A 21,862-nucleotide genomic window follows, 5' to 3' on the forward strand; every position below is an offset into this window, starting at 1 on the left:
AAGTTAATGATCAGCCATACCCGACCAAGTGCTGTGCACTATAATCGGTTCGCCCAAGCACGTCCAGCGTTCGGCGCCATATCGCGTTATCATTGCTGGCCTGCGGGAAAGGTCCGCGGTTCACTTCATTATATAGATTAAATTGACCAGAGCGTGCAGAGCGTGCAGAGCGTCTGACTAATCAATGAATCAATGACCATTCGTCTGTTCGTCCTTACGCGCTTTAGTATCTTGTGCCGAATCTTACCTTTTCATTACCCTTTTGCATTATACGCGATTGACGTTTATACTGCAAAACGGTTTTTAAGGTGAAAATGCTACATTTTGTTTGCTTATGCACCCGATTGAATATCCCTGCCAATCAAGTCCCATACTGGAAGAAAAGGGAGGAGCCCGTTCCATGACCAAGCCAAATCAAAAGACCCGCAAACGCGGGTTCCCTGTACGAAAATTCATTAAAAACCTGTCTCTGCTCGCTGTGCTCGCCATACTTGCTACCGCTGCAGGATTGGTCTATCTATACGCAACCAGCCTGCCCCTAGCAGACTCTGACCGGAATTCCAGATTACTGGACAGTCAGGGTGAAGTCATCGCTACCTTCTCCGCAGGTGGCAAAGACTCTGTACCCGTTCAACTGGAGGATATCGCTCCAGATCTGGTCAATGCCACTCTGGCTGTAGAGGACCGCAAATTCTATAATCACTACGGGTTCGACGTGCAAGGGATGGGACGGGCTGTGCTCGTTAACCTCGAACATATGCAGATGTCGCAAGGTGCAAGTACATTGACTCAACAGCTGGCGCGTAACCTGTATCTATCTCATGAGAAAACATGGACTCGCAAAGCCAAGGAAGCCATGTACACGGCGCAATTGGAGATGAAATACAGCAAGGATGAAATTTTGCAGATGTATCTGAACGAAATCTATTATGGGCATGGTGCGTACGGAATTGAAGCGGCTTCACGAATGTATTTTGGCAAATCAGCCAAACAGCTGGATCTCGCAGAGAGTGCCATGCTGGCAGGAATCCCGAAAGGACCTACCTACTATTCACCCTATAACCATATGAAGAATGCCAAAGACCGACAGAAGATTGTGCTGAATGCCATGGCTGATATCGGCAAGATCACCCAGGCCGAAGCGGATAAGGCCTATGAGAAAATGCTTTCGTTCAAACCGGAAAGTGAGCGTAAAACGGTGGAAAGCGCCCCGTATTTCCGTGACTATATCCGGAATCTGGCCATCAAAGAGTTGGGAATCAGTGAAGCGATGCTGGACCATGGGGGATTGAACATCTACACCACCCTGGATCTGCGTGTACAAAAAGCAGCGGAAGACGCCATAGCGAAGGGTATGGATGCCAAAAGTGAGCTGGAGACGGCCCTTGTGTCCATCGACCCTCGTACGGGTTACATCAAAGCCATGGTAGGCGGCAAGAATTACCGCACCAATCAGATTAACCATGTACTGGCGACAACGCGCCAGCCAGGTTCGGCGTTTAAACCGATTATGTATCTGGCAGCCCTAGAGTCCAAGCAGCTTACCAGTGCATCCATATTTAACAGTGAACCTACCCTGTTTCACTATGACAATGACCGCAAAACCTATAAACCCGGCAACTTTGGAGACAAGTATCTGGGTGAGATTGATCTAAGACAGGCGATCGCCGCTTCAGACAATATCTATGCGGTGAACACCATTATGCAGATCGGTCCTGAGCAGGTTGTGAGTATGGCAAAAAACCTCGGCATTACAAGCAACCTGAGCGCCGTACCTTCTCTTGCACTGGGAACGTCACCTGTCAGCCCGTTGGAGATGGCGTCCGCCTTTTCCGTCATTGCTGCTGGTGGACAACGGACGCCACCTGTCGCCATTCTGCAAGTAACAGATGCCGCAGGACGTGTGCTCTATGAATCGCCTCAGACGAAGGCTGAGACCGTTGTGGAACCTGCGGCAGCTTATGTACTGACTCGTTTAATGGAAAGTGTCTTCGAAAATGGAGGAACGGGTAACCGCGTGTCTAAGGCGATCAAACGTCCGGTAGCGGGAAAAACAGGAACAACCAACACGGATGCCTGGCTCGTTGGATTCACACCGGAGCTTTCCACCGCTGTATGGGTTGGTTACGATCAAGGCAAATCCATCTCGACTTCGGATGGCCGCCGGGCAGCGCCGATCTTTGCCCAGTTCACAGAGCAGGCCCTTGCGAGCGTACCACCCAAAATCTTCACCGTGCCTGATCATGTCGTAAGTGTATATATTGATCCGGAATCCGGCAAGCTGGCAGGCAACGGTTGTGAAGAGAAACGATTGGAAGTTTTTATTGATGGTACTGAACCGACAGAGGTATGCCATGGCACAACGGATGATTCGGATTCTGGAGAAGATGAGAAGACCCGTCAGGTACAGAATCAACAAGGCATACAGGAAGAGAAACATTCTTGGTGGGGAGATTTCAAACGTTGGTGGGTAGAATGACGTAAATGCGCAATGACTTAGTTACGTCACCTATAACCCCTGGTTATATTGAACAATTGGTAATTCACTTCGGATGAAAACTCATAATTATTCAGATCGATGAATACGATTAAGGCACAAGCAAAAGACCCCCAACCTAACTTTCCGGTCAAGGGGCCTTTTGCTTTTTTTTTTAGACTGTGTTGAAAGATCTGCCTTAGGCGAGTGCTTCCTTCAATACATCTGGAGAAGCATTCCACCAGTCTTCGTTGTGTGAGATCAGCAGTGTCTTAAGTGCAGCTCGAGCTTCAGGTCCAAGCTCATCCAACATGAAGCGACGCTTCAAGGCATAATCCATGCGATTCACATGTTCCGCCAGCAGTTTCCATCCACGTCTTGCTTCCGTATCAATCCACATCTCACATGCCGTTGCTCCACCATACAGTTGGCCTTCCTCCGTGCGATCGACAGCTACCCATACCAGCCATACCTGGCGTCCGTTGGGCACATCCTCACGATTGGTAGAGAACTTGATATTGCGTTCCACTTTGCTCTTCGCATGCATCGCACCAATATCGATTTTGGCTTCGCCATTATCAATAATGACCGGGGAAAGGTTATTCAGCTCAATGGAGCCTGCACCGAAGCCTTTATGCTTGCTTTTTGCACTAACGATATTCAAGGCAATCTGTTTTTTGCCGTTTTGCTCGTTTTGGTCCATGTTTATAACCTCCAAGGGTTGATACAAATATTTTAACTAATAATTGTCCCATTGCAAACATATACATGCTGTAGATGCTTGTCAACGGGAGGTATTTAACGATGATTCCACGACGCGCCAAGAGCTGGCTCACTGCATCCCTGGCCCTGTGTGTACTTGCCGGAGGGATATGGATCACTCTGGGTTATAATCGCTCAACTCATTCCGAATTGCCAGTACTCGCCCCCGAATCGGGCAAGCCTAAGGCAATAGCCCCAACGCCAGCACCTCCAGAAAGTGTACAGACCCCTACTGCCGAAGTGTACAGCAACCGTGTTGTGGAATATCACATGGATGTAAAACTGGTCGAAGGGAATGTACTGGAAGGGACTCAGACGATTACCTGGACACATCCAGGTAAAAAAACCGTCAGCGAGCTTTACTTTCATATGTATCCCAACGCCTTCTCTTCTGCTGACACCACCTTTATGAAGGAATCCGGTGGAAAGCTTCGGGGTGATGTCATGCCTACCAATGGTTATGGCTCCATGAACATTACCGAAATGAAAACGGAGGACGGGCTCTCTCTGCTGCATCGGATGCAGTATGTGCAACCAGATGACGGAAATATCAAGGACACCACCCTCATTAAAGTACGCTTGCCCAAACCCGTCAAAGGCGGGGAAAGCATCACGCTCCACACCCGATTTGAAGTGAATCTGCCGAAGATTTTTGCCCGGATGGGAACTGCTGATCATTTTGTCATGGCAGGTCAATGGTTTCCAAAATTAAGTGCCTATGAACCTGTGGGCAGACGTGGACGAACAACGGAAGGCTGGAATCTGCACCAGTACCATGGCAATTCAGAGTTTTACGCTGACTTCGGTATATATAGTGTGCGTATTCGGGTGCCTGAAACATACAAAGTAGCTGCTACCGGATTTCCGACACAGCAAGCCGTGGTGAAGAATGGAGAAAAGGTCTATCAATTTTACGCCGATGATGTGCATGACTTCGCATGGGCAGCTTCACCGGATTTTGTCTACGCCGAGGAACCCTTCTCTGCACCCAATGTGCCTGGTGTACGAATCAAGTTATATCTGGACCCTGCTCATCAGGATCTGAAAGAACGTTACTTCTACGCCGCGAAGGCCGCTCTAGCCAATTATAGCAAATGGTTTGGCCCATATCCTTACGCTACCTTATCCATCGTAGTTCCACCCAAAGCGGGGAACGGCGCTGGAGGTATGGAATACCCTACGCTAGTTACGGCCTTTGGAGCCGATGATACTACTCCGGGTTATGACCTGGAACGTACCGTAGTCCACGAGATTGGACACCAGTACTTCTACGGCATGGTTGCCAGCAACGAATTCGAGGAAGCCTGGCTGGATGAGGGATTCACCTCTTATGCAGAAGACAAACTGATGGAGCAGGAATACGGATTGATTCCGAATCTGCCGGTACAATCGGGACTGATTACGTCTCCTTCATCCTTAACACAAGAATCCTGGAAGTTCGATTCACAGAATGAGTATGCAGCCAATGTCTATACACGTGGCAAACTTGTATTGCTTGGTATCGAACATCAAGTCGGCGCAAAAAAGATGGAACGTATTCTCTCTACCTATGTGAAGAAGTACCGTTTCAAACATCCCACTTCGGCTGATTTCCAGAAAATTGTGGAACAAGTGACCCGCACTTCCTGGTCTGATTATTTTGACCAATATGTCTATGGTAACGGGATGGCTGACTTTGCTGTAGAGAAGATTCGTGTTACGCCCGTACAGAAAGACGGTCAAACATTGTACGAGTCATCCGTGACAATTGCAAAAAAAGGCAGTGATTACAGCGCCGTTCCTGTTCGTATTGCTTTTGAAGACGGACATATCCTCACCAAGCAATGGAATGGCAAAGAAGATCGCATCACGTATAAATTAACTCACACATCCCCCGTATCCTGGGCCATGACCGATCCCCTGTACTCGATCGTGCTGGAGAACCGCCATATGAACAATTTCCTGAAATCCGGACTGGATGAGCGGGCGAAGTCCCGCTGGAGCATGAGTGTAACCAAACTAATAGAAGCCATATTTGGAGGTCTGTCATGGTGAGGTGGAAACGGTGAAAGCGAAAATACGTGAAGGCTGGTTTCTCGTCCGTCAGCATATGTTCATTGCCGCACTCTTATTTCTTTATCAACTCATTTGGGGATATTTCTTCTATCGAATGGTACAATCGGCGGTCATCCCACTACTCCTTCGCTATCCAGATGCTGATGCCGGTGAGCTGAGTACACTTTTGTTCAAAATGGAAAGTCAACTTAACCTGTCTACCCATCCGGAGGTTCATCGTTATCTATGGATTCTAGGGGGCATGCTGCTAGTTCGCATGTTGATCAGCCCCCTCATTCAGGCAGGACTGCTCTACTCACTTCAGCACTTTAATTCTACAGAAGAGCGTATCCCCTTTGTCCGCGGAATCAAAAATCTGTGGAAACCGATGCTGCTGCTCCACACCATACGTACATTATTGATACTTCTGCCCGCCTACTGGCTCATACCGAAGCTCTACTCGATTCTCATGGACGGATTTCATTCCCTTCAATTACTGTTGCCTGGTATACCTTATGTTGCTGCCTGGGTTGTATATGGTTGGATCATCCACCATGTCATACTCTACATGCAGTTCGGTGTTTCGGCACCAGAAGGAGAAGGCGGGGCTCACGGTACCCTCAAAGCCCTCTGGATTGCACTGCGTCATCTCATCGCTGTAATCGGCATTGCATTACTGCTGGGCGGAGTACACCTGCTCGTCTTTGGGGCATTCACTACAGCCTCATGGTTATTAACAGGACTGACCGGACTTATACTACAACAGACGTATCCACTTGCCAGATGTCTATTGAGTCTGTGGAAAATATGCAGCCATTTCCGATTATGGCAGTCCAAAATATCCAAAGGTGAGAGCAGATAGTTTAAAAATTGTTACCATCACATGTTAAACTCATGGCCTAATATGTACTTATAAATAGGCAAACCTCAACCTTTCCCCGTCAAAGGTCGAGGTTTTTTTTGCTAATTTTGTTGCTAAACGTTGCCAAAGCCGTACTCCTCTGTTACAATAATCGCAGTGAGTTTTTAGTAACAACTTTGTAATCTTTACATTCATATTTGTAACTACTTAAAATTAAATCGTCATTTCTTGATTTCGCAGGTGCATAACTAGCATAGCCAAATTCCTGGCACCTGGGAAGCGGGGGAACCAGTTATGGGTGAATTGATCTTGCTACAGAGGGATCATAGGGGACCTTCAACCGAATCCTTAAGCTAACCTCGCAGGCATTGGAAGGGGAATATCTCTTGTTCAAGAAGAAATTAACCGCAGCTGTACTTAGCATCACATTCGCTTTATCGCTTGGTGCAGGTAGCGCATTCGCAGATTCAAAGATGGACAAAGTAATTGATTCAGCAATGGGAACTACATATCAAAGTGGAGGAACAACGCTCAACGGCTTTGACTGCTCCGGATTTACACGGTATGTATTCGACAAGTTGGGTATTGATTTGGCACGCCAATCCAGTTCCCAATTCGACATGGGCGATTCCGTATCCCGCATGGAAATGAGAGCTGGCGATCTGGTGTTCTTTAATACAACAGGTAAAGGCGTATCCCATGTAGGAATCTTTGTAGGGGATGGAAAGTTCGCACACTCCTCTTCTTCCAAAGGCGTTACGATCAGTGCATTGAGTGAAAACTATTGGGCCAATCGTTATGTTGGCGCGAAACGGATTATGAGCACGGACGCATATGAATCACTGGCCCTTGACTAGGGACAAGCTGAGCAACATGATGCTGTAACCATTAACCATACTGGAACGAAGCAAGAAGCATAACAGAACCGCCCGGTACATTCTCCGCAGGAATGTATCCGGCGGTTTTTTTGTGCTTCAATCCTTATTCATGTTGCAAGTTATACTCGGGGCATATCCTGCGACATCAACAGGTTCATTTTGCGTTCGTTCGTCCGTGCCCTTATGATGTTTTTACCCATCCCGTTATAATATAAACGAAATTACCGGAACTTTTGTTTCATTTTTTTTCTTGGAAGGAAGACTTGCTAAATGAACATCTCTTTTGTAGAGTGGACAAAGAGTTCTGTTTCAAGGAAAGGAGCATGCAGGTGTATGAAGGAAACCCCTGTGACGTTTCACGTTGTACCCATGCGAGAAGAACATGCGGAGCTTATCTGCAGTTGGCAGTATGATCCGCCTTACAATATCTACAGCTGGCTCCCCTGGGAGCAGATGAAGGCTCTGGAAGTGGAATTCGGAGATGCACAGCTGCGGCAGGAGCAATATGCAATCGTCCTGGATCAGAACGATCGTATATGTGGGTTTGCTCAATACTTCCCACTTCAAGGGGTAACCCGGATTGGCCTTGGCATGCATCCAGAGCTGTGTGGTCAGGGTCAAGGGACAGCTTTTGTCTCTGCCATTGTACAGGAAGCTATTCGCCGAAATCCCACGAATGAGATTGATCTGGAAGTACTCACTTGGAATGCTCGTGCCATTCAAGTCTATCTGAAGAGTGGATTTATCACCCAGGATACATACGAACGACAGACCCCAAGCGGCTTGAAGCCCTTTCACTGTATGGTTTATGAAGGGCCTCGCGGTTAGAATCCATTGCAAAACAACCAAATTTGCCCCTTGTTATGTGATTAGTTCAAAAAATTCCCACAAAATGCTATGATGTCAGTACAGGTTCCGTTATAATGATATGGATAGTTTCAGGTTAGATGATCTTTCATTCTGGAGGGGACATAAGGGATGCACAAATGGATCATGAGCGGAGTATTTTTTGCAGCATGCGCTTTAGCTATTGTTTTAATGTTTACGCTTCCAGGGAAAGAAGAAGTGGCCGAAGAAGCCAAGCCAACCATGCCGGAAGTAACATTGGATGCCGGACAAGCTGAAGCACTGGTCAAAGCCAATTGTATTTCCTGTCACGGGGATCAGCTTCAAGGTGGCGTAGGACCTGCTCTGGCAAACATCGGCAGCCAGGATGATCTGGAGAAGATCTATTCTACGATTGTCAAAGGTAAAGGTGGCATGCCTTCCTTCAAGGGCAAACTGCAGGACGAAGAGATTGCAAATATCGCCATGTGGCTGTCAGAGAAGAAATAATCTCTGCACACGCATAACAAAGAGGCGCTTAGTCCCCTTTTGGGAGAATAAGAGCCTCTTTGTTATATCAATTATTAAGCCTCTGCGGCATGCTCAGCCAGAAAGGCCTCAACTTCACGTGCGGACGGCATCCCGGACTGGGCGCCGAGCTTTGTCACGGATAACGCGGCCGCACCCATGGCAAAGCCTACGGCCGCGTCCAAAGTCTCACCGCGCGCGAGGGCTACTGCCAGCGCGCCGTTGAAGCAATCGCCAGCGCCGGTCGTATCGACGGCGCTTACGGCGTAGCCGGGCGCACGGCACGCGCCGGCACGCCCTGCTTGTACGCGGCCGCCAGGCGCCGCCGCGTAGACAGCCCCCTCGGGGCCGAGCGTCGTGACGACAGCGGCCCCGAGGGATGCGGCGAGCTCTGCGACCGCCGCATCCAGGTCTTCCGGCCGGAGATGATCCCGGCCGGTAAGCACGGCAAGCTCACTGCGGTTCGGCGTGACAACGTCGACGCACCGCAGAAGCTCCTGGGGCAGACCCGGCACCGCGGGAGCCGGGTTGAGCACCACCAGTGCGCTGCCTTCAGCCGCCAGTTGGGCGGCGCGGGTAACCGCTGGCAGCGGGATCTCCAGCTGCAGCAGCACCGCTGCGGCTGCAGTCAGGCTTTTTACCGTATCCGCCTCTTCCAGCATCTCAGGCACCACTTGCCCATTCGCACCAGGAATAACGATAATCCGGTTGTCTCCCCGAGAGAGCCAGATGGAAGCCGTCCCTGTAACCGTGTCTTCCAATATGCGAACCTGCGAGGCATCTGCACCACTTTCCGTCAGACTGTGCAGCAGACGTTCGCCAAAACCGTCCGATCCCACCGCACCAATCATCGTAGTCTGTCCACCCAGACGCGCAGCAGCAACAGCCTGGTTCGCCCCTTTGCCACCAGCAAGATAATGCAGCTCCTCACCGCTCACCGTCTCTCCCTCTTCCGGAATCGTGTCTGTCTTCACCACAAGATCCATATTGAGACTGCCTACGACAGCAATAAGAGGTTGTTTCTGATTATAGTCTGACATGTATTGGTTCACTCACTTCTGGCCGCGTGATAATAACCGACCTCGTTATTGCGACCTCATTTTGTCATAAGCTTCGTTATATTGCCCTGCTTCCTTGATATCTACAGATGTGATACCCCCCGCATCCCATGATGTGAGACGCAGTGTAACCGTTGTATAATCAATTGTAATAAAAGGATGATGATTGAATGCTTCCGAGATCGCAGCGACCTCATCCACAAATGCAATCCCTTTCATGTAGTTGGAGAACACGAATTTACGTACAATCCACCGTCCCTCTTCCAGTTCCCAGCCTTCCAGCCTTCCCAGATGAGCTTCGACTTCCTCTTGCGAAAAAACCATGCGTTATCTTCCTCCCCATAGGATGGTACATTACAGACGTGAGTCCGTATAACCACCGACACCTTCGGCGCGATCAACAGCAACCTCAAAGGCCAGGCTCACCGCCATGCGGTTGGCCCATTTCACGACTAACATCTTACCACGGACAAGCTTCAAAATCCAATCAACTACATGGCTTAGAACCAATAACCATAAGGCTTTGAGGGGAATAACAATTCCATTTACACCCCTGAAAATGCAAGTAAACACACTAAATTAAAGGTACAAATGTCAACTCTTCTTCCCCGATCAAAATATGAATGCGGTGCTGTTCCTTATCATGGATGACCACGCCACTTCCAACCGGAATAACGGACTCCTCGCCCAGCGCATAGAACAAATCCTCCGCCAATGCCTCATCCACTTCAAGTTGGTCAGATGCAGCCAGTCTCCCCCACTCTTCCGCGTCCATTTCAAAGAAAACATACCGATCCGGTATGCGTCCGATTGCCGTTGTCAGATCTGTCAAAATTCCTTCATAATCCCGTCCATGCTTTACGCCCATTGGCTTTTCACTCCTATTCGGCCCCTAAGGAGCGGATTTGATCTTATTATACCTGAAAATAGCCCTTAAAAAAAAAGGCCTTCTGGTCGATAAATACATATATGACCGTTTTAACTGTTTTAGCAACCGTAAGGAATGCCTAACATTGAACGGATTGCGGCCAAAAATTCGTCCGGAAGCCCGAACACAGCCGCTTGAAAGGATTCAATTTTATCTCATGGATGAGGTGTATGATGAACATTTCAACGATTATTGGACTAATTTTGGGGCTGGTCTCCCTTGTATTTGGTATGTTCTTGAAGGGTGCGCCCTTAATCAACCTGGTTAACAATCCCGCAGCCTACATTATTATCTTTGTTGGTACGGCAGGAACCATCTTTATCGCATTTCCGATGTCTGAAGTTAAGAAAATCCCTAAGCTTTTCGGGATTGTTTTCAAAAATCAAGTACTTATTGATCGCGTATCCCTGATCGGCACATTTATGGATTGGGCTTCCACTACCCGTCGTGAAGGTTTGCTTGCACTGGAATCAAAAGTAGAAGAGATTGACGATCAGTTCCTTCGTGGCGGTATGCGTATGATTATAGACGGCAACGATCAGGAATTTGTGAGTGATGTACTCATGGAAGATATTCATGCTACAGAGGAGCGCCACCGTGGCAGTGCCTTGATCTTCGCTCAGGCGGGGATGTACGCACCAACGCTCGGGGTTCTCGGGGCCGTTGTAGGTCTCATCGCAGCACTTGCCGATCTCAGTGACATGGAGAAACTCTCCCATGCGATTGCGGCAGCATTTATCGCAACACTCCTTGGTATATTTAGTGGTTACGTGTTATGGCACCCGATGTCTAACAAGCTGAAACGGATGTCCAAGCAAGAAATGGAGATCAAGCTGATGATGGTTGAAGGACTGTTATCCATACAATCCGGTGTCTCCACCATCGCCATCAACCAAAAGTTATCCGTATTCCTGACACCTTCCGAACGTAAACAACTGGAAGAGAAGGAGGGATCACCAGGTGAAAAAGGCTAAGAAGCACGAACCACATGAAGAGCATATAGACGAGAGCTGGTTGCTTCCCTATTCCGACTTGATGACCTTGTTGCTCGCTCTGTTTATTGTATTGTTCGGTATGAGTTCAATCGATGCAGCTAAGTTCGAGCAGATGGCTTCCGCACTAAACAGTGCATTAAATGGAGGTTCCGGGATTCTGGACCATTCGTCCATGAATCCGGATACGCCAGGTGCTGATTTGGGTAAGAACAAACAGGAACCTACAGAAATCACCAAGAAAACACCAGCTCAGATTACAGATGCACAGATGGCTAAGAAAGAACAAGAAGACCTGGAGAAACTCAAAGAGCGACTCGACAAATATATCTCGAAGAACGGACTTTCGGACCAGCTGAACACCAAGCTGAATCAGTCTGAATTGAAGATCACCATCAGTGATAACGCCCTGTTCTCCTCAGGCCGAGCAGATGTGAAGCCTGAATCACGATCCCTGGCCAAAGCAATCTCAAGCATGCTGCAGGAGTTCCCTGAATATGAAGTGGTTGTATCCGGTCATACCGATAATATTCCCATTTCGAACAACCAATATAAGGATAACTGGGATCTAAGCGCAGATCGTGCGCTCAACTTCCTGAAAATCCTGTTGCTGAACTCGCAATTGGACCCTTCCAAATTCACACCAAGTGGTTATGGAGAGTATCACCCAATTGCCAGCAATGACACCAATACGGGACGGGCACAGAATCGCCGTGTAGAGGTATCTATCATTCGGAAGTATCAAAGTAACAATACAAATGTAAAAGCCGTTGGCGGAGGAAACTAGAGGCCTGCAGCGATTCATTAACCAAAGACCGTTCTCCAGGTACAAGGAGAACGGTCTTTTTGATTTATATAAGGCTTATGCCTGGTTCATCTACATATTTCCGTACTATTCGGTATTATTGACTAGTCTTCATTAAATCTGCACCAAAAAGCCCTGCGCTCCTTTTCGGAAAGCAGGGCTTCAATCAGTTAATTAGTGGAACTCGAATCAACTATTCCAGTGAATAGCCTAACAGACCGCCCAGCTCCGCTTTTTCAGCAGGGGTAAGCTCTCTCCATGAACCTGTCGCCATTTCTCCAAGATGGATGTTCATGATCCGAATACGCTTTAACTTACGAACCTCGTAACCAAAGGCACTACACATCCGCCGAATCTGACGGTTCTTTCCTTCAGTCAGGATGATACGGAATACTCGATCCGTCATCCGGGTCACTGTACAAGGCAGGGTCATTTCACCCAGGATCTTCACCCCAGTGCTCATACCTCTAAGGAAACTCGGGGTTACAGATCGATCAACAGTAACGATATACTCTTTCTCATGGCGCCCTTCTGATCTAAGAATCCGGTTAACGATATCACCATCATTGGTCATCAGGATCAAACCTTCCGAGTCCTTATCCAGGCGCCCAATTGGAAAGATACGTTCATCGTGCCCGACAAAATCAACGATATTCCCCTGAATATGCTGCTCAGTTGTACTTGTGATTCCAATCGGTTTATTCAGCGCGATATATACATGTTTTCTCTTTTCCTTGATCGGTTTGCCATTAATTCTTACATCGTCGCCTTCTTCTGCCTGACTGCCCAGTTCAGCCTTAACTCCATTAATGGTTACCTGACCACTATCCACCAACTTGTCGGCTTCACGCCGGGAGCAATAACCTGTTTCACTAATAAATTTATTAATACGCAAAAGGTAATCTCACCTCATCTATTTCTCTTCATCTGTAAGTGTGTCATCTGTTACCTGATCTACCTCAATAACTTCCGGTTGTTGCTCGGATGCAGGCAGTTCAATAATAACCGTTGTTCCCTTGTTCATGACGCTTTTAATATCCATCATGCCCTTATGTGATTGAATAATGCGCTGACTGACCATCAGGCCAAGCCCTGTTCCAGACTCTTTATTCGTAAAGAAAGGCTCCCCAAGCTTGGGCATCATCTCTTCCGGGATACCGATCCCTTCATCCCTGATCTCAATTCTGACGCGTTTCGATTGCTCGTCATGCTTGAGCTTGATATGGATGTTTCCTCCATTTGGCATGGCCTCCATACCATTTTTCAGCAAATTGATGAATACCTGCTTCAATTGGTTCTCTTCACAGTGTACCATAGCCGAATCGGATGAGGCACGCAGTACAAATTCTACACCATGCAGATGCGCCTGACTATCCAGTAACGAGATGACATCGCCAAGAATAAAACGAATATCCCGATTCTGAAAATGAACCGCCTGCGGTTTCGCCAGAATCAGAAATTCACCAACGATAAGGTTGATGCGATCCAGCTCCGATAACATCAGATCCAGATGACGATGATTCAGCTTATTGCTCTCTTGCTGTAACTGTAGGAACCCGCGCAGCGTGGTCAGTGGATTACGAATCTCATGTGCCACACCTGCTGCAAGCTGACCCACGGTTGTTAGCTTCTCAGAACGTCTGAGCAGCTCTTCCATCCGATTACGACTTGTAATGTCCCTGGAGACGCTAATGAGTGCGGTAATCTCTCCAGCCTCGTCTCGTACCGGAGCTGTACTGACACTGACCTCTACTCGGGTCCCGTCTTTCTTCATCCAGGTAGTTTCGTTGGACGTAATGGACATCCCCTCAACGAGTTGGGCATGCTGACGTTTCATTTCTTCTTCTGCCTCTGGCGGGATGATCTTCAGATTACGACCTTCCACCTCACGACTTCGAAAGCCATATAATTGTTCAAATGCGCGGTTAACCCGAAGCACTTTTCCTTCAAGATCCGTAATGTGAATGGCATCCGCTGTCTGATTGATAATGGACTCCAGATGTTCTTTCACCGCCCGATTCTCTTCATACATCTGTTTCAGACGACTCGTATAATGGCCCAGATTACGTATCATGGCATTAATACGATTGGCCAGTTGGCCAAGTTCATCCTTCCTCCGTACTTTCAGACGGAAATCAAAGTGCCCATCCGCTACATCATTCACTTTGCCCAGTATGGATTGGATCGGACGTGTAATATACCCTGCGAGCAAATAGCTGCCAAAGATCACAATCTCCAGCAAAACCAACGATATGGAGGCATGGCTCACCAACTGCTCAGATACCATGGAGGATATTTGCTTATAGTCCATGACAATACTGATCACATAGGAAGACTGATTGGGTGTGAAAATGGGAATAAAACTCTTCAGTACCTTCTGTTCGTGCGTTTCACTGACAAAAGATACATTTTGCCCTGTTCGAATGGCGCGCACCACAGCACGATGATCCTCATCCGTAGAACCATACTGGTATGTACCAAAACGAATCGGTCTGTTATTCAACTTGCTAAAGTTCGAATCTCTTCCGTCATCACTCATGTTCGGGCTACCAAAAGTCAACGGATTGATGCCTGTAATCTCCAGAATGGAGGGATTGACCTCACGAATTTTATTTAAAATCTCATCCGGACTAGAGATTTTCACATAGTCATCAACTTCCGTATTATTATAGAAGGGATTGATTATGTAGTTTCTCTTTCCATCATGGTAGTAACCCCAGATATCAATATCCGAAGGACTGGATGTCGAATATTCGAATCCATCTGACCAGAAATGCTCCAACTTCTGTCCTTGGGAAATCGTCACCTGTTGTTTTTCAAATAATTGCTTAAAGGCCTGATACCAATAAGTCATGGATTTGGTGGACAGCCCGATTTCTCTCGGATCTGAGGAGCGGTTAACAACGATGTCATCATCCGTCTGTTCCATTAACGAAATATGTGAGACGCCGACCTTTTGGCTCAAGCGTACAAGTTCTTCATTTGTGATATTATTAATATCCGGGTCCAATTCTTCTGCTGCCATGACAGCAGCAAGCCACAGATTGTTTCCAATCTGCCGTTTTACATAATCCGAACTGTATTGATTCTGTTCGACAGCAATTGCAATCTGCTTTGCAGTGAGCACCATCTTGGTTTCACTGTCCTGCCTCAGATTCTCTTCTGTAGTATAATAACTCAGTGCGATATTCAACACTAAAATAACGAGCACTGAGCACGACATAATCATGGATAATTTCGTTTTAATAGACAAGTTTTTTTGTTCACCTCTCGGCTTGTACCCTCTGGCGATATATGGCAAAACCTATCTCCATCATAACGCTTGTATGTCTTTTTGAAAAGGATAATTGACCTGTGTCCAAAAGTTACCGAATGACTGAAAAGCTCGAAATTCGTTGTTTTTTGCATTTTCGAACTCTACAATGAAATTAATCACTATATTTATCCACATACCCACAGGCTTGTGGATAGTTTGTTTATAACTATGTGAGCAACTACACGGTTATCCACAATTCTATACACAACATGTTAACAACCCGAATATTTGTTCGCTGAATAAACGATTTTGGAAGGAGTTATATAGTAATGACTGACCATTTTCTTCAGACCGATCTCGCGCATTTATCTGAGGAAGCTCAGCATGAGCACTGGATGCGAGAGGCCATTGCCGAGGCCTACAAAGCTGAGGCTCTTGGGGAAGTGCCGATTGGAGCTGTAATCGTACAAAATAACCAAATTGTTGGTCGGGGATACAATCTACGTGAAACTACACTGGATTCCACCGCCCATGCAGAGATGGTGGCTATTCGTCAGGCCAGCGAGACCATCGGAGCTTGGCGTTTGTTGGATTGTTCTCTGTACGTCACATTGGAACCTTGTCCAATGTGTGCAGGTGCAATTGTACAATCCAGAGTTCCACGAGTTATCTATGGTACGGCTGATCCCAAGGCTGGCTGTGCAGGTACACTGATGAACCTGCTACAGGAGCCTCGTTTTAACCATCGTACGGAGGTGATTCCGGATATCCTTCAGCCTGAATGCTCCACGATGCTAACTCAATTTTTCAGAAGTCTGCGCCAAAAGTTAAAGTAGTCACCGACTACGAACATCCCAATTAGAAAGGAAGTGTGCTGTAATGGCACTAACACTCTATGATACAGCCAATGGCATAAGCCTTCGGTTGCTTACACCCCAGGATACACAGTCCTATCTGGACCTGATTCAGATCACACGCGTCCCTTACCAGTCTGTAGAACCCGTGCGAGACGATGAATTCTATACACTGGATGCTCAGACTCGGCGGATTGAGGATCGGGTCAAGGCAGCAGAAGATGGTACAGGATATCAATTTGGAATCTATACCATTAAAGACAGCCTGCTAATTGGACAAGTAAGTATCAACAATGTCGTATTGGGCGTTGCCAATTATGCGGATATGGGTTACTTTATCCATCCAGATTATCAGGGTGGCGGACGAATGACAGCAGCGGTTAAACTGGCCGTAGCTTATGGCTTCCGTGCGCTGAAGTTAAATCGGATTCAGGCTGCAGTATTGCCCTCCAACAAAGGTTCACAGCGCGTTCTGGAGAAGAACGGATTCCAGTTTGAAGGTACTGCTCGCAAATACCTCAAGATCAACGGCAAATATCAGGATCATCAGATCTATGCTGTACTTGCTGAAGACTTGGACGAACTTACGAATTAATTGATTTAAAAGCTTCCCAATAAAGCTGTCTGTATTCCCAATTCAACAATATACAAGTTTAATGTACAAAACCGCACTACCCTAGTTATGTAGGAGAGAGTGCGGTTTTATTTGTATATATCACCAGCCACGATTCAACTTCAAAGATCAATTATTTTACGGATATCCCCTCTTACGCTGTCTAACAAAAAAAACCGCCTGTACCCAAGCGGAAGGAGATTATCCTTCACTTGAATCACAGACGGTTTGAACTCAGCGAGATTAGTATCCGTATGAAGCGTTCATCAGTTCTTCGAACTCTTGCATAGTAATTACGTCATCGCCAGTAGGGATGTTGATTTTGAATGCTGCTTTTTCGTTAATCTTAGTGTACGTATTGGAACCGGTAAATGCCAATTTCACTTCGTCTTTTGTACCTTCTGGCTTGATCAGCACATCAGCGACCATCTTTTGATATACAGGGAAGTCGTTTTTGTCCAATGCGAAATCGATGTTGAATTGGTTGATTGTCAGAACATCTTTCAATTTATCCAAGTCTTTAGCCATTTCAGCCTGATCTGCTTCAGTGATCTTCAGATCTTCTTTAGCTTTGTCGATATCAGCCTGATCCATTTGCAGCATTTCACGATATTCCTCTTTGGACAGAATATCCAATACTTTAGGCATAGCTTTTGTTACCAGTACAGTAACTGCTTCTTTAACATTGTCATTATTCACTGAGAATTGTACAACTTGCTTCGCATCTACACCTTCAGGAAGTTTTGCATCTTTGGTGTCTAGATTTTTGAAGAATTTAGCTTGATCGTACTCGCTCAGCACTGCGTCCATGACTTCGTTGCTCAGCTTTTGAGTTTTGGCTGCGTCCATAGCATCAGGGTTCCATTCCGTACCCTCTTGCTCAGCCAGTTCTTTCAGGTCCAACTCTAGGAACTTGTTAACAACATTCTCCGGAATCGGGAAGAACGGAATATTCGGCACTTTCACATAGAGTTTCTCTGCCGTCATCACCATTGGGATGTTAAAGGTCATACCCATGTCGCCTTTAAGCTCGATGCCAAGAGTCATCTCTGTCTGCATTGGCTCACTTTGGTATACACCTGTTACATTCAACTGAGCATCCTTCAGCATGCTCATAAACTGAGTCATAGTAGGATCAGTTTGTGAAGCATCCCCAGGTTTATAGCTCAATTCATTAATAGTGAAATTAGAACTCATTTCATACGAAGTCAATTTGGAAGCATTGGCCGCAGCCGTCTTCAATGCCTCTTTTGGTTCCTGCTTGCTGCTACATGCTGTCAATGCCATAGATACGGTCAACAGCAACGTGAGAAGAAGCGCTCCCATACGTTTAGTCATTTGTTTCTCTCCTCTCGTGATAACCCCAAAAAAAAGTAATTCAATATCAATGATATACCATATCACCAGATACCGAAACCTAATTTGGGAAAAATGTGATCTTTCCTCTTTAAAATGGCTACAAAGACCTATGTCAGCTTTGGGAATAACCATGTGCCTGTCTTTATATATGTATGAATACGCAAAAGCCCCCTGTTAGGTAACAAGGGACTTTTGCGTGAATCTGTTTCTTCTATTAACCTTGGGGATTCAAATGATCCACATGATTTTGATTTTTTACTTTTTTGGAACCGGATAATGGTTCCTGCATGGAAGAGCGTTTGGATGAATGACGATGCTGTTCGGATGCTTGCGCTTCCGGTACGGGAATTGTTTTTGGTTTGCTCATATTATTGCCCCCTCATCATTGTTAGGAATGGGATGGGTCCCTATCTTCCGTTTTGTCATGATTCAGTGCATCCTGATGACGGCGATCATTAATATCTTGCTGAATTTGCTGGGCATGATGACTGTTTACGGCAGGCTGCTCCAGATCATCGACTACATTTTGCAGGTTTTTGTCTACTCCCGCTTTGGCTTTAGTCAATTGATTTCACTCCTTCAGATTTCAGGCTATTATCTCGTCTGGGATTGTAACGACTGGGCGCATTCATGAATGTGCCGTGTATAATCGTGAGCCAGTTCCTGAATCGGTTCTGTACGCTCATCCGTCGTTCGTCCATCCCGTTCCACATCAATCAGCTGTACGCTGACTTCACGGGAATCGACATATGCACATTTGAAATCAAAAGAGTACATCTCGTGCCCTGCTGTAGCAATGTGTATCCGAATCGCCTGCTGATCGGCTTCATCGGCCATTACCTGAGCCTGGTCTCCAACATTCAGGACTTGAGGCAAACGTTCTTGCCAAGCCCCTACAAGCTCTGTCTGATCGATGTTTAACTCGCGGTTCATCTTACCACCTCCACTCCTATAAAGTGCGGCGATGAAGATGTTTTTATACATATTAGCCTTATTCAAAATATAACGTTGTACTATGCAACATATACATCGGTCACCAACCTGTATGCTCACTACGCTGGACAAACTCATAACGCAAAAAAGGACCCGAGCGATCTCGCTCGAATCCTTGTTATAAGTGTAGTATGGCGGAGAGGGTGGGATTCGAACCCACGTGGAGTTGCCCCCTAACGGTTTTCAAGACCGCCCCGTTATGACCGCTTCGGTACCTCTCCAGGGAAATTAACTTTTATAAACTTGCCACAAAAAGTATCATACCACATCTCGACATAATAATGCAACCTTTTTATATTAAAATTGATAATCCCGTATCAGACAACTGCTTCAGTTATACAAAACACTCCAATCCGCCATTCCAAAATGACGGATTGAATTAGTATTCCCCTTGATGAGGATGGCTAGCTAACTCTAACTTAAGAGCGACGTGCAATCACACTTGCACCGCCCATATAAGGAAGCAATGCTTCAGGAATGACAACCGTACCATCTTCCTGTTGATAGTTCTCCAGGATAGCGGCTACCGTCCGTCCAACAGCCAATCCTGACCCGTTCAATGTATGAACAAATTCCGGTTTGGCTTTTGGCTCTCTGCGGAAACGGATATTGGCACGACGTGCCTGGAAGTCCTCACAGTTGGAGCACGAAGAAATCTCACGATAGGTATTGCTCTCAGGTAACCATACTTCAATATCATACGTTTTAGCTGAAGTGAAGCCCATATCTGCCGTGCACAAAGTCAGGACGCGATACGGCAAGCCCAACAATTGAAGCACACGCTCCGCATTTTGAGTCATTTGCTCCAGCTCTTCATACGAAGTCTCCGGAGTAGATAGCTTGAGCAGCTCTACTTTGTTGAATTGATGCTGACGAATCAAGCCGCGTGTATCCCGTCCAGCCGAACCGGCTTCAGAACGGAAACAAGAGCTGTATGCCACAAAGTGCTTAGGCAATTGATCTACATTCAGAATCTCTTCGCGATGATAGTTCGTTACCGGAACTTCAGCAGTAGGGATCAGATAATATTCAGTATCTTTCAACTTGAACAGGTCTTCTTCGAACTTAGGCAGTTGACCTGTTCCAAACAAGCTGTCCCGATTAACAATGTATGGAGGCAGAATCTCTTCATATCCATGTTGATCGCTGTGCAGATCCATCATGAAGTTAATCAATGCACGTTCCAGACGGGCACCCAGACCTTTATAAAAGGTAAAACGGGAACCTGTTACTTTGGCAGCCGCCTCAAAATCAAGAATATCGAGATCCTGCGCAATTTCCCAGTGTGCTTTTGGTGCAAAAGTAAATGACTTCGGCTCTTCCCAACGACGAATCTCAACATTGTCGTCTTCAGAAGCTCCAATCGGTACGCTTTCGTTAGGAATATTAGGAATCGCCATTGTGAGATCATTGATCTTCACTTCCAGTTCCCGAACTTCCTCGTCCATGGCTTTGATTCGATCAGAGACTTCACGCATCTCCACAATCAGATCATCAGCATTCTCACGATTCTTCTTCAGTCTAGCAACTTCCGCGGAGACTGTATTCCGACGACTCTTCAGTGTTTCACTCTCTTGAAGCAACTCCCGACGCTTGGCATCCATCTCGGTAAATCCAGCGATAAGATCCAGCGATTTGCCACGTTTAGTCAATGCTTCTTCTACACGTGCATACTCATTCCGCAATATTTTCACATCAAGCACGATATACCCCTCCTAAATAACCTCACAACGTGAAGCCTTATGTTAAATCCATTCTCAAAACTCTACTGTATACACCTTACTATATACTTATCGGAACCTGTAACCCAAAAAACAACCTATATCCCCCTTGTCACCCTCCGCTGCGATTCCCGCTATGAAGCAGATACAGGCAACATCAGGCATCCGTTCAGATGCAACTGCCATCCAGCGGCCTTACACGGCTTCTGGGGAAGTGATCCGATGAGCGGGAGATCATAGGTTGTACATCATGCATTATTTAGAGTCTACCGTGTGTTTGTAGGATCTGGCCATGTCTACAAAATAAGTATGCAGACGATAGTCATCCGTCAATTCCGGATGGTAGGAGCAAGCCAACAAATGTCCCTGACGAGCCGTAACAATCTCATCCTTGTATGTGGAGAGTACCTCCACCTGGTCTCCGACACTCTCGATCAAGGGCGCCCGTATAAATACAGCCCTTACCGTCTCCTCAATGCCTTTGACTGGCAAATCCGTCTCAAAACTCTCTCTCTGCCGTCCAAATGCATTTCGGGATACTGTCATATCCATTAGCTCCAAATGAGCTTCTTCTTGCCCTGCAATGTGTTTAGCCATAACGATCAAGCCAGCACAGGTACCAAATACCGGTTTGCCCTCAGCAGCAAACGCCCGAATGGCATCCATAAACCCATACTTGCGCATCAGTTTACCGATCGTCGTGCTTTCCCCGCCAGGAAGGATAAGACCATCCAAGTCCTCCAATTGCTGAACCTGTTTGATAGCTATACCTTCTGCTCCAGCACGTTCAATACTTCGAATATGCTCTGTGACAGCTCCTTGAAGTGCTAAAACGCCGATCTTCATACGCTCATTCCCCTTCTCTTACCAGCCACGATCTTGCATACGGTAAACGAACATTGTACTTTTTTACTTCAT

Annotated in this window: 23 protein-coding genes, 1 tRNA gene and 1 riboswitch; of the genes, 10 read left to right on the forward strand and 14 right to left on the reverse strand. The window is 46.7% G+C overall.

Features of this window, described 5'->3' with window-relative positions:
- Positions 1-400 precede the first annotated feature (400 nt).
- On the forward strand, positions 401-2,479 hold the full coding sequence (locus MKY28_RS25570; protein WP_036667686.1) for a transglycosylase domain-containing protein: 2,079 nt from the start codon (positions 401-403) through the stop codon (positions 2,477-2,479).
- Between the two features lie 196 nt (positions 2,480-2,675).
- Here MKY28_RS25570 and MKY28_RS25575 read toward each other — a convergent pair whose 3' ends face one another.
- Positions 2,676-3,179: a YwhD family protein gene (locus MKY28_RS25575; protein ID WP_017691308.1), complete on the reverse strand. Its 504-nt coding sequence runs from the start codon at positions 3,177-3,179 to the stop codon at positions 2,676-2,678.
- A gap of 101 nt (positions 3,180-3,280) precedes the next feature.
- Here MKY28_RS25575 and MKY28_RS25580 point away from each other — a divergent pair, with 101 nt between their 5' ends.
- From MKY28_RS25580 to MKY28_RS25600, 5 genes are all read left to right on the forward strand, one after another.
- The gene (locus MKY28_RS25580) at positions 3,281-5,272 is read left to right on the forward strand and encodes a M1 family metallopeptidase (RefSeq protein WP_340937358.1); all 1,992 of its coding nucleotides are present in this window, start codon (positions 3,281-3,283) and stop codon (positions 5,270-5,272) included.
- Between the two features lie 10 nt (positions 5,273-5,282).
- The gene (locus MKY28_RS25585; RefSeq protein WP_340018861.1) at positions 5,283-6,134 is read left to right on the forward strand and encodes a hypothetical protein; all 852 of its coding nucleotides are present in this window, start codon (positions 5,283-5,285) and stop codon (positions 6,132-6,134) included.
- A gap of 245 nt (positions 6,135-6,379) precedes the next feature.
- A riboswitch (cyclic di-AMP (ydaO/yuaA leader) is annotated at positions 6,380-6,517 on the forward strand.
- Between the two features lie 3 nt (positions 6,518-6,520).
- Complete coding sequence (locus MKY28_RS25590) at positions 6,521-6,991, forward strand: C40 family peptidase (protein ID WP_017691311.1); 471 nt, start codon at positions 6,521-6,523, stop codon at positions 6,989-6,991.
- A gap of 354 nt (positions 6,992-7,345) precedes the next feature.
- Positions 7,346-7,840: a GNAT family N-acetyltransferase gene (locus tag MKY28_RS25595; protein WP_100528569.1), complete on the forward strand. Its 495-nt coding sequence runs from the start codon at positions 7,346-7,348 to the stop codon at positions 7,838-7,840.
- Between the two features lie 150 nt (positions 7,841-7,990).
- On the forward strand, positions 7,991-8,347 hold the full coding sequence (locus MKY28_RS25600) for a c-type cytochrome (RefSeq protein ID WP_036607288.1): 357 nt from the start codon (positions 7,991-7,993) through the stop codon (positions 8,345-8,347).
- 74 nt (positions 8,348-8,421) lie between these two features.
- On the opposite strand, the gene rbsK is transcribed toward MKY28_RS25600, so the two are convergent.
- The 4 genes from rbsK to MKY28_RS25620 are packed head-to-tail and all read right to left on the reverse strand — an operon-like array spanning position 8,422 to position 10,291.
- Positions 8,422-9,417 (reverse strand): ribokinase, encoded by a 996-nt coding sequence (gene rbsK, locus MKY28_RS25605; RefSeq protein WP_445670910.1) that lies wholly within the window; start codon positions 9,415-9,417, stop codon positions 8,422-8,424.
- A gap of 33 nt (positions 9,418-9,450) precedes the next feature.
- The gene (locus MKY28_RS25610; protein ID WP_017691315.1) at positions 9,451-9,747 is read right to left on the reverse strand and encodes a 4a-hydroxytetrahydrobiopterin dehydratase; all 297 of its coding nucleotides are present in this window, start codon (positions 9,745-9,747) and stop codon (positions 9,451-9,453) included.
- A 30-nt stretch (positions 9,748-9,777) separates the two neighbouring features.
- On the reverse strand, positions 9,778-9,996 hold the full coding sequence (locus tag MKY28_RS25615) for a hypothetical protein (protein ID WP_340937359.1): 219 nt from the start codon (positions 9,994-9,996) through the stop codon (positions 9,778-9,780).
- 1 nt (position 9,997) lies between these two features.
- Positions 9,998-10,291, reverse strand: a complete 294-nt coding sequence (locus tag MKY28_RS25620; RefSeq protein WP_036607290.1) for a hypothetical protein — start codon at positions 10,289-10,291, stop codon at positions 9,998-10,000.
- A gap of 233 nt (positions 10,292-10,524) precedes the next feature.
- Between MKY28_RS25620 and motA the strand changes: the two genes are divergently transcribed.
- Together motA and motB are read left to right on the forward strand one after the other, a co-directional pair.
- Positions 10,525-11,325, forward strand: a complete 801-nt coding sequence (gene motA / locus MKY28_RS25625) for a flagellar motor stator protein MotA (RefSeq protein WP_036607291.1) — start codon at positions 10,525-10,527, stop codon at positions 11,323-11,325.
- The gene (gene motB / locus MKY28_RS25630; RefSeq protein WP_036607292.1) at positions 11,312-12,130 is read left to right on the forward strand and encodes a flagellar motor protein MotB; all 819 of its coding nucleotides are present in this window, start codon (positions 11,312-11,314) and stop codon (positions 12,128-12,130) included. The genes motA and motB overlap by 14 nt, the downstream gene beginning before the upstream one ends.
- Positions 12,131-12,341: 211 nt before the next feature.
- On the opposite strand, the gene MKY28_RS25635 is transcribed toward motB, so the two are convergent.
- Both MKY28_RS25635 and MKY28_RS25640 read right to left on the reverse strand, forming a co-directional pair.
- A complete protein-coding gene (locus MKY28_RS25635) occupies positions 12,342-13,043 on the reverse strand; it encodes a pseudouridine synthase (RefSeq protein ID WP_340937361.1) in 702 nt (233 codons plus the stop codon).
- Positions 13,044-13,061: 18 nt separating this feature from the next.
- The gene (locus tag MKY28_RS25640; RefSeq protein ID WP_340937362.1) at positions 13,062-15,401 is read right to left on the reverse strand and encodes an ATP-binding protein; all 2,340 of its coding nucleotides are present in this window, start codon (positions 15,399-15,401) and stop codon (positions 13,062-13,064) included.
- Between the two features lie 332 nt (positions 15,402-15,733).
- Between MKY28_RS25640 and tadA the strand changes: the two genes are divergently transcribed.
- Together tadA and MKY28_RS25650 are read left to right on the forward strand one after the other, a co-directional pair.
- A complete protein-coding gene (gene tadA, locus MKY28_RS25645; RefSeq protein WP_051449508.1) occupies positions 15,734-16,240 on the forward strand; it encodes a tRNA adenosine(34) deaminase TadA in 507 nt (168 codons plus the stop codon).
- A gap of 43 nt (positions 16,241-16,283) precedes the next feature.
- On the forward strand, positions 16,284-16,853 hold the full coding sequence (locus tag MKY28_RS25650; RefSeq protein ID WP_036667681.1) for a GNAT family N-acetyltransferase: 570 nt from the start codon (positions 16,284-16,286) through the stop codon (positions 16,851-16,853).
- Positions 16,854-17,114: 261 nt separating this feature from the next.
- On the opposite strand, the gene MKY28_RS25655 is transcribed toward MKY28_RS25650, so the two are convergent.
- The 7 genes from MKY28_RS25655 to pdxT all read right to left on the reverse strand — a co-directional run bounded on the left by MKY28_RS25655 (position 17,115) and on the right by pdxT (position 21,790).
- The gene (locus MKY28_RS25655; protein WP_036607295.1) at positions 17,115-18,209 is read right to left on the reverse strand and encodes a hypothetical protein; all 1,095 of its coding nucleotides are present in this window, start codon (positions 18,207-18,209) and stop codon (positions 17,115-17,117) included.
- Between the two features lie 235 nt (positions 18,210-18,444).
- Positions 18,445-18,597, reverse strand: a complete 153-nt coding sequence (locus MKY28_RS25660) for a small acid-soluble spore protein P (protein ID WP_036607296.1) — start codon at positions 18,595-18,597, stop codon at positions 18,445-18,447.
- A 21-nt stretch (positions 18,598-18,618) separates the two neighbouring features.
- Complete coding sequence (locus tag MKY28_RS25665) at positions 18,619-18,795, reverse strand: hypothetical protein (RefSeq protein ID WP_017691325.1); 177 nt, start codon at positions 18,793-18,795, stop codon at positions 18,619-18,621.
- A gap of 29 nt (positions 18,796-18,824) precedes the next feature.
- Positions 18,825-19,163, reverse strand: a complete 339-nt coding sequence (locus MKY28_RS25670; RefSeq protein ID WP_036607297.1) for a hypothetical protein — start codon at positions 19,161-19,163, stop codon at positions 18,825-18,827.
- Positions 19,164-19,355: 192 nt separating this feature from the next.
- Positions 19,356-19,444 (reverse strand) — tRNA-Ser (locus MKY28_RS25675).
- 198 nt (positions 19,445-19,642) lie between these two features.
- On the reverse strand, positions 19,643-20,926 hold the full coding sequence (gene serS / locus MKY28_RS25680) for a serine--tRNA ligase (protein ID WP_340937364.1): 1,284 nt from the start codon (positions 20,924-20,926) through the stop codon (positions 19,643-19,645).
- Positions 20,927-21,199: 273 nt separating this feature from the next.
- On the reverse strand, positions 21,200-21,790 hold the full coding sequence (pdxT, locus tag MKY28_RS25685) for a pyridoxal 5'-phosphate synthase glutaminase subunit PdxT (RefSeq protein WP_036671585.1): 591 nt from the start codon (positions 21,788-21,790) through the stop codon (positions 21,200-21,202).
- Between the last annotated feature and the right edge of the window lie 72 nt (positions 21,791-21,862).

This window comes from Paenibacillus sp. FSL R5-0473, assembly GCF_038004565.1.
GTDB lineage: Bacteria > Bacillota > Bacilli > Paenibacillales > Paenibacillaceae > Paenibacillus > Paenibacillus amylolyticus.